Here is a 5,880-nt window from a genome sequence, read left to right as displayed (position 1 = left end):
CGAGTCGCTGAACGCACCGGACTCGCGGGCCTGTAACCACTCTCGCACGGTCGCCCGGGTCAGGCTGTATTCACGCATCAACCGGGTCTTGGCGCCGCGCTGCACCGCTAGGTCCCAGCGTTGCAGGAACTCAATCCGGAACGCGACCGGGAACGAACGATAACCCTTCGCTGACCTCCCTATCGGCACATCGATCGGGGTATTCAACAAATCCATTGCACACTCCATCCCCACCACCCTTACCACTCCTGGTGTCTTACAACCAGGGTGGCAGGGAGGGTGCAACGTGTGGGTTTGGCTGGAACGGGTGGTTTTGCGTTGAGGCTACTGCGCGTTCGCGCGATCGATGTTGAAGGTGATCGGCGCGCTTGGCTTCTCGCCGATCTTGGCGATGGCCTGGTAAGCACCCGGAACCACTGGCTCTCGCGGGGTTTGACAACCCGGGGTGCTGGTGGTGCCCGACCACTGGATGGTGTCCTGGACCTGCTGGCCCGGCTTGAGGAGCTGGTTGTTGACGCCGGCGACCGGAGCGCAGTCACCCGAAGCCCAGATCCGGCGATCACCGGCGAGATTCAGGACGGTCACGCTCTGCATGGCCTTGCCGACGTCCCGCGTGCACTCGGACAGTCCGGCGTTGGTCACCGCGATCGTGAAGATCGGCTGCTCACCCTCTTTGTAGGCGGGCTTGTCGGTGTAGAGGACAACCGAGATGTTCTGGTCGGGGCACAGACCACTCGCCGGAACCGGCGCCGGGGTCTGGCCCGCGGGTACCGCACCTGGTGCAACGGGCGCACCCGAGGCGTCGACCTGACCGAGTGCAACGTCGCCGCCGCCGCCACCGGCCGTGCCGCCGCTCCCACCGGGACTCGCCGAGGCCGAGGCCGACGAATCGCTGTAGGCCGACGGAAGGACGTAGCTCGACGAACTCGAGAGGTCGCTGCCGTTGGAGGTGTTCTTGTTGCTCTCGTCACCACCGGTGACCCAGAAGACCAGACCCACGATGACCGCCAGAACAACCACCAGCACGCCGGCCGCGAGTGCGCGACGGCGCCAGTAAATTTCCGGCGGCAAGGGGCCCTGAGGATCCAACACACCCCGACGCTAATCGGAGCGTGCCGTCGGCTGTCTGACCTCGGGCGGCGTGTCGCGAGACGATGCTGTGCGCGAGGTCTCACCCCCAGGTCAGGATGCCAGGCTGGGCATGCGCGGATCGTCTTGGACCTCGCCGAGCGTTCCGCGCAAACTGACCGCACCTTCGGCGAGCTCGTACGTCAGGCCGACGATCCCGAGCCGACCGCTGTCGATCTTCTCGGAAATGATCCGGCTCCGCTGGACCAGGAGACGACCGGTCTCTTTGACGTGACGCGCCTCGAACTCATCGACCCGGGTGAGACCTTCACTGCGACCGGCCAAGATGCTCGGGGTCACGCGTTCCACCACGTCACGAATGAATCCGCCCGGGATCTGCAGGTCATCGAGGGCTTCCAGCGTGGCCTTGACCGCGCCACAACTGTCATGCCCCAGGATCGCGATCAAGGGCACGTCGAGCACCTGGACGGCATATTCGATCGAACCGAGAACCGCGGAGTCGATGACGTGCCCGGCGGTGCGGACGACGAACATCGAGCCGAGGCCCTGGTCGAAGATGATCTCTGCCGCGACTCGCGAGTCAGCGCAACCGAACAGCACAGCTTGCGGGTGCTGCCCTTCGGCCAGACGCGCACGGTCCTCGATACCCTGACTGGGATGATTCGACTTGCCCGCCACAAATCGTTCGTTGCCTTCGCGGAGGTTCGCCCATGCTTGAGCCGGAGTAGTTAGGGACATGCCTGACATTCTGCCCTCCTCCGGTTCGGTCCCGCCGGGCAAGCTCCTCTCCTGGTTCGATCGAGCCGAGCGCGAGCTCCCCTGGCGAGCGCCCGGCGTCAGCGCCTGGCACATCCTGATCAGCGAAATCATGCTTCAGCAGACTCCGGTCGCACGGGTGGCCCCGATCTGGGAGCAGTGGGTGGCGCGGTGGCCGGTGCCGTCAGCGATGGCCACGACACCGGTGGGCGAGGTCGTCCGGGCGTGGGGCAAGCTCGGCTACCCGCGGCGCGCGATGCGCCTTCACGCTTGTTCGGCGGTCCTGGCGGCCGAACACGGGGATGTGGTTCCCGCCGACGTCGACGTGCTGCTGACGCTGCCGGGAATCGGTGATTACACGGCGCGGGCGATCGCCTGTTTCGCCTATGGGCAATCGGTGCCGGTCGTCGACACCAACGTGCGGCGTGTCATCGCCCGGGCGGTGCACGGCCGCGCCGAACCGGGCAACCCGGCGCGGGCAGATCTCGGTGACGCACAGGCACTGCTGCCCGACGACGATCGCGCGCCGAGGTTCTCGGCGGCGCTGATGGAGCTCGGGGCGTTGGTGTGTGTCGCCAAGAACCCGAGATGCCAGAGCTGCCCACTGACCGACTGCCGGTGGGTGGCGACCGGGCGGCCTGCCCACACCGGCCCGGCGCGCAAGGTGCAGAAGTTCGCCGGCACCGACCGCCAGGTTCGCGGGCTGCTGCTCGACGTTCTGCGCGCCGGCAACAGTCCGGTTCCGCGAGCATCACTCGACATCGTGTGGACCACCGACACCGCGCAGCGCGACCGCGCGCTCGATTCACTCCTCGTCGACGGACTCGCCGAGGTCACGTCCGATGGTCGTTACGCCCTGGCGGGCGAAGGGGACTGAACCCGCGGGCGCTGCACCATGACGGTCTCCTGCAGGCCACAGAGAAATGCCTCCACCGCGCCCCGGTATTCGTCGGGGGCGGAATCATGCACCAGGTGATCGGAGCCCGCCACCTGCAAGAGGATCGAATTGTTCACCGCGGCAGCCATCTTCGCCATCTGCCCGGGGGGCGTCACACTGTTCTGCGCCTCGATCAGCAGCGTCGGGACCTTGACCGCCTGCCACTGCTGCCAGAAGTCCCGCCGCCCCCACTCTTCGGCGATCTCCGCCCAGACCTCCAGCCGGCCGTGCAGGACACCGTCGTCGAACGCCTCGAAGAAGTACCTCCCCGCGACCTCACCGAACATCGACTGCGCGTGCTCGAGTGAATCGAATCGCTCGGGCCACGACGAGAACCACGGTTCCCAGCCGGCCGTCGTCCGCCCGCGGAAGTCGGGAGCCATGTCTTCGATCACCAACGCGGAGACCAACTCCGGATACTCCGCCGCCGTGCACCACGCATGCAGGGCACCCATCGAATGGCCGATCAGCACTGCCGGCCCCATGTCGATCCAGGTGAGGGCCTCGGCCAGATCCGCGACAAAGCGTTCGGTACACAGTTCGTCGGGACCGGCCCCGGCGGCGTCGTCGGCACCCCGATGGCAGGCAGCGTCGTAGGTGAATACCCGGCCATAGCCGCGCAACCAAGGGATCTGCCGTCGCCAGGTCCGGCCCCGGCCCATCAGTCCGTGCAACAGGACTATCGGCGCGCCGTCCGGCCTTCCGCCGTAGTCGATGAATCCGATGTCCGCGCTCACGAGGTAGAACCTTAGCCGCGATAGGCCCGCGTGCCGGGATATCTGAGAGGCCGTCGACGGGGTTCACCCGCACGATCGACGGCAGTAGGGTGAGCGACATGGCAATTGTGAAGATCAACGCGATTTCTGTCCCCGAGGGCGCCGGCCCCGAACTGGAGAAGCGGTTCGCCCAGCGCGCCCACACCGTCGACGGATCGAAGGGGTTCCTCGGGTTCCAGCTCCTGCGCCCGGTCAAGGGCGACGACCGCTACTTCGTGGTCACCCAGTGGGAGACCGAAGAGGACTTCGCCGCCTGGTCGGCCGGACCCGCTCGTGCGGCCCACGCCGGCGAACACGCCAAGCCCGTCTCCTCCGGCGCGAGCCTCCTCGAGTTCGAGGTTGTCATCGACGCCCGCCCCTCCACCTGAGAGAACGTGTGACACCAACTGCTGAGATCGCCTCATCTGGCTGATCTCCGCAGTTCGCGGCTTCGCGCCCGAGTGCAGGCCAGATTTTCCTGCCGCAAAACTGGAACGTGTTCTACCATTGGTAACCAGAGGCAACCACCAACTGGAGGACCAATGACGGACACCGCCCACGCGGCACCACCCACCTCGCGCGACCACAGCGACCTGCTGATCGGCGGGCGCTGGACCACTTCCCATTCCGCCGACATTCTCGAGGTCTTCTCGCCGGCCACCGGGCAGCGCGTGGGCAGCACACCGCTGGCCGATGCCACCGACGTCGACACCGCGGTGAAAGCCGCGCGGGCCGCATTCGATTCGGGCGTCTGGCGAGGCACCTCGCCCGAAGACCGGGCTGCCGTCCTCACCAAGGTCGCGGATCTGATCGACGAACGCGGCACCGAGATCGCAAACCTCGTCGCATCGGAGATGGGCGCTCCACCGCTCGCGGTGGCGACTCTCCAGCAACTCCCCGCCACCGGCGTCCTTCGTGAATACGCCAAAGCAGCAATCAATTACAGCTGGCTCGAGTATCGCGACGGATTGTTCGGCAAGTCTCAGATCACTCGCGAACCGGTCGGTGTCGTCGGTGCGATCACCGCATGGAACGTGCCACTGTTCCTGATCTGCAACAAGCTCGGCCCGGCGCTGGCCGCCGGATGTTCGGTGGTCCTCAAGCCCGCGCCCGAGACCCCGCTGTCGGCCAACTACATCGCCGAACTGTTCACCGAGGCCGGACTGCCCGAAGGTGTGTTGTCGGTCGTCCCGGGCGGACCCGAGACCGGCAAAGCCCTGGTGGCCCACCCCGACGTCGACAAGATCACCTTCACCGGATCAACCGCGGCCGGCCGGGCGATCGCTGCGACCTGCGGTGAACAACTCAAGCGCTGCTCGCTCGAGCTCGGCGGCAAGTCCGCTGCCATCGTGCTCGCGGACGCCAACCCCGCCGAGATCGCCGGAATGCTCACGTTCACGGGCCTGATGAACACCGGCCAGGCGTGCGTCGCCCAGACCCGGGTGCTGGTCCCGAGTTCCAAGCGCGACGAGATCGTCGCCGCGATGGTCGAGGCTGCCAAACTGCTGAAGCCGGGACTGCCCGACGACCCGGAAGCGCAACTCGGACCACTGATCACCGAAAAGCAGCGCACCAAGGTCGAGGACTACATCCAGAAGGGCAAGGACGCCGGTGCCACCGCCGTCCTCGAGAGCACTCGGCCCGACGGGCTGGAATCGGGATACTTCCTGAGTCCCACCATCTTCACCGGTGTCACCAATGACATGGTCATCGCCCGGGAAGAGATCTTCGGCCCGGTCATCTCGGTGATCGACTACGAGACCGAGGACGAGGCGATCGCCATCGCCAACGACTCCGACTACGGTCTCGCCGGCACCGTGTGGACGGCCGATGTCGAACGTGGTCTCGAGATCGCCGCCCAGATCCGCACCGGAACCTATGGGGTCAACTGGTACGCAATCGATCCCGGTTCACCGTTCGGTGGTTACAAGAACTCCGGTATCGGCCGCGAGAACGGACCCGAGGGCCTCGAGTCCTACGTCGAACACAAGTCGGTCATCCTGCCGATGGGTTACGACCCCACCGCCTGACCCTCCACACGAGCCACCTATACGAAGACGAGCCACATATTCGGTAATTGTCAACCTGTCTGAGACAGGTGCTTGATGTTGATTCCTGCTTGGTCAGGTATCGCTGGTGCTATCGGCGGTCGCCGGTAGCGCTGGGGGTTGGCTTGCCAAAGTTGGTCGAGTCGTCTTTGGCGGCGGGCTCGGTGTTCGATGGCGGTGCCATCGAACACCGAGGCCGGCGTGTGACGGCCCAGACCGCTGTGACGGTGGTGGTGGGCGTAGCGGTCCAAGAACTGTGCGGTCCACTGCCGCGCGTGGTCGATGTCATCGAATC

The 5,880-nt window shown here is 66.0% G+C and carries 7 protein-coding genes and 1 pseudogene; 3 read left to right on the top strand and 5 right to left on the bottom strand.

Features of this window, described 5'->3' with window-relative positions:
* The 3 genes and pseudogenes from H290_RS0127295 to H290_RS0127285 all read right to left on the bottom strand — a co-directional run.
* A pseudogene (locus H290_RS0127295) lies at positions 1-216 on the bottom strand (hypothetical protein); the annotation flags it as partial.
* Positions 217-324: 108 nt separating this feature from the next.
* Entirely contained in the window at positions 325-1,092 is a 768-nt protein-coding gene (locus H290_RS0127290) for a hypothetical protein (RefSeq protein WP_028463763.1), read from the bottom strand.
* A gap of 90 nt (positions 1,093-1,182) precedes the next feature.
* On the bottom strand, positions 1,183-1,827 hold the full coding sequence (locus H290_RS0127285) for a carbonic anhydrase (protein WP_020110039.1): 645 nt from the start codon (positions 1,825-1,827) through the stop codon (positions 1,183-1,185).
* Between H290_RS0127285 and H290_RS0127280 the strand changes: the two genes are divergently transcribed.
* The gene (locus H290_RS0127280) at positions 1,826-2,722 is read left to right on the top strand and encodes an A/G-specific adenine glycosylase (RefSeq protein WP_020110038.1); all 897 of its coding nucleotides are present in this window, start codon (positions 1,826-1,828) and stop codon (positions 2,720-2,722) included. The two genes, H290_RS0127285 and H290_RS0127280, sit on opposite strands and share 2 nt — an antisense overlap.
* Here H290_RS0127280 and H290_RS29980 read toward each other — a convergent pair.
* Positions 2,695-3,519: an alpha/beta fold hydrolase gene (locus H290_RS29980; RefSeq protein WP_020110037.1), complete on the bottom strand. Its 825-nt coding sequence runs from the start codon at positions 3,517-3,519 to the stop codon at positions 2,695-2,697. The two genes, H290_RS0127280 and H290_RS29980, sit on opposite strands and share 28 nt — an antisense overlap.
* A 98-nt stretch (positions 3,520-3,617) precedes the next feature.
* Here H290_RS29980 and H290_RS0127270 point away from each other — a divergent pair, with 98 nt between their 5' ends.
* Positions 3,618-3,926, top strand: a complete 309-nt coding sequence (locus tag H290_RS0127270; protein WP_020110036.1) for an antibiotic biosynthesis monooxygenase — start codon at positions 3,618-3,620, stop codon at positions 3,924-3,926.
* Positions 3,927-4,079: 153 nt separating this feature from the next.
* Positions 4,080-5,567 (top strand): aldehyde dehydrogenase, encoded by a 1,488-nt coding sequence (locus tag H290_RS0127265; RefSeq protein WP_020110035.1) that lies wholly within the window; start codon positions 4,080-4,082, stop codon positions 5,565-5,567.
* Between the two features lie 50 nt (positions 5,568-5,617).
* Here the strand turns inward: H290_RS0127265 and H290_RS31010 are convergent, their stop codons facing one another.
* On the bottom strand, positions 5,618-5,869 hold the full coding sequence (locus tag H290_RS31010) for a hypothetical protein (protein ID WP_255327779.1): 252 nt from the start codon (positions 5,867-5,869) through the stop codon (positions 5,618-5,620).
* Positions 5,870-5,880 lie beyond the last annotated feature (11 nt).

The sequence above is a fragment of the Nocardia sp. 348MFTsu5.1 genome (genome assembly GCF_000383535.1).
In the GTDB taxonomy this organism is placed as follows: Bacteria; Actinomycetota; Actinomycetes; order Mycobacteriales; family Mycobacteriaceae; genus Williamsia; species Williamsia faeni.
The sequence above is the reverse complement of the archived record's forward strand: the minus strand, read 5'-3'. Positions and strand labels throughout refer to the sequence as shown.

Bases quoted from the DNA above. Each gene is read 5' to 3' on its own strand.
- H290_RS0127285 (WP_020110039.1), bottom strand. From the start codon at position 1,827: ATGTCCCTAACTACTCCGGCTCAAGCATGGGCGAACCTCCGCGAAGGC.
- H290_RS0127280 (WP_020110038.1), top strand. From the start codon at position 1,826: ATGCCTGACATTCTGCCCTCCTCCGGTTCGGTCCCGCCGGGCAAGCTC.
- H290_RS0127270 (WP_020110036.1), top strand. From the start codon at position 3,618: ATGGCAATTGTGAAGATCAACGCGATTTCTGTCCCCGAGGGCGCCGGC.
- H290_RS0127265 (WP_020110035.1), top strand. From the start codon at position 4,080: ATGACGGACACCGCCCACGCGGCACCACCCACCTCGCGCGACCACAGC.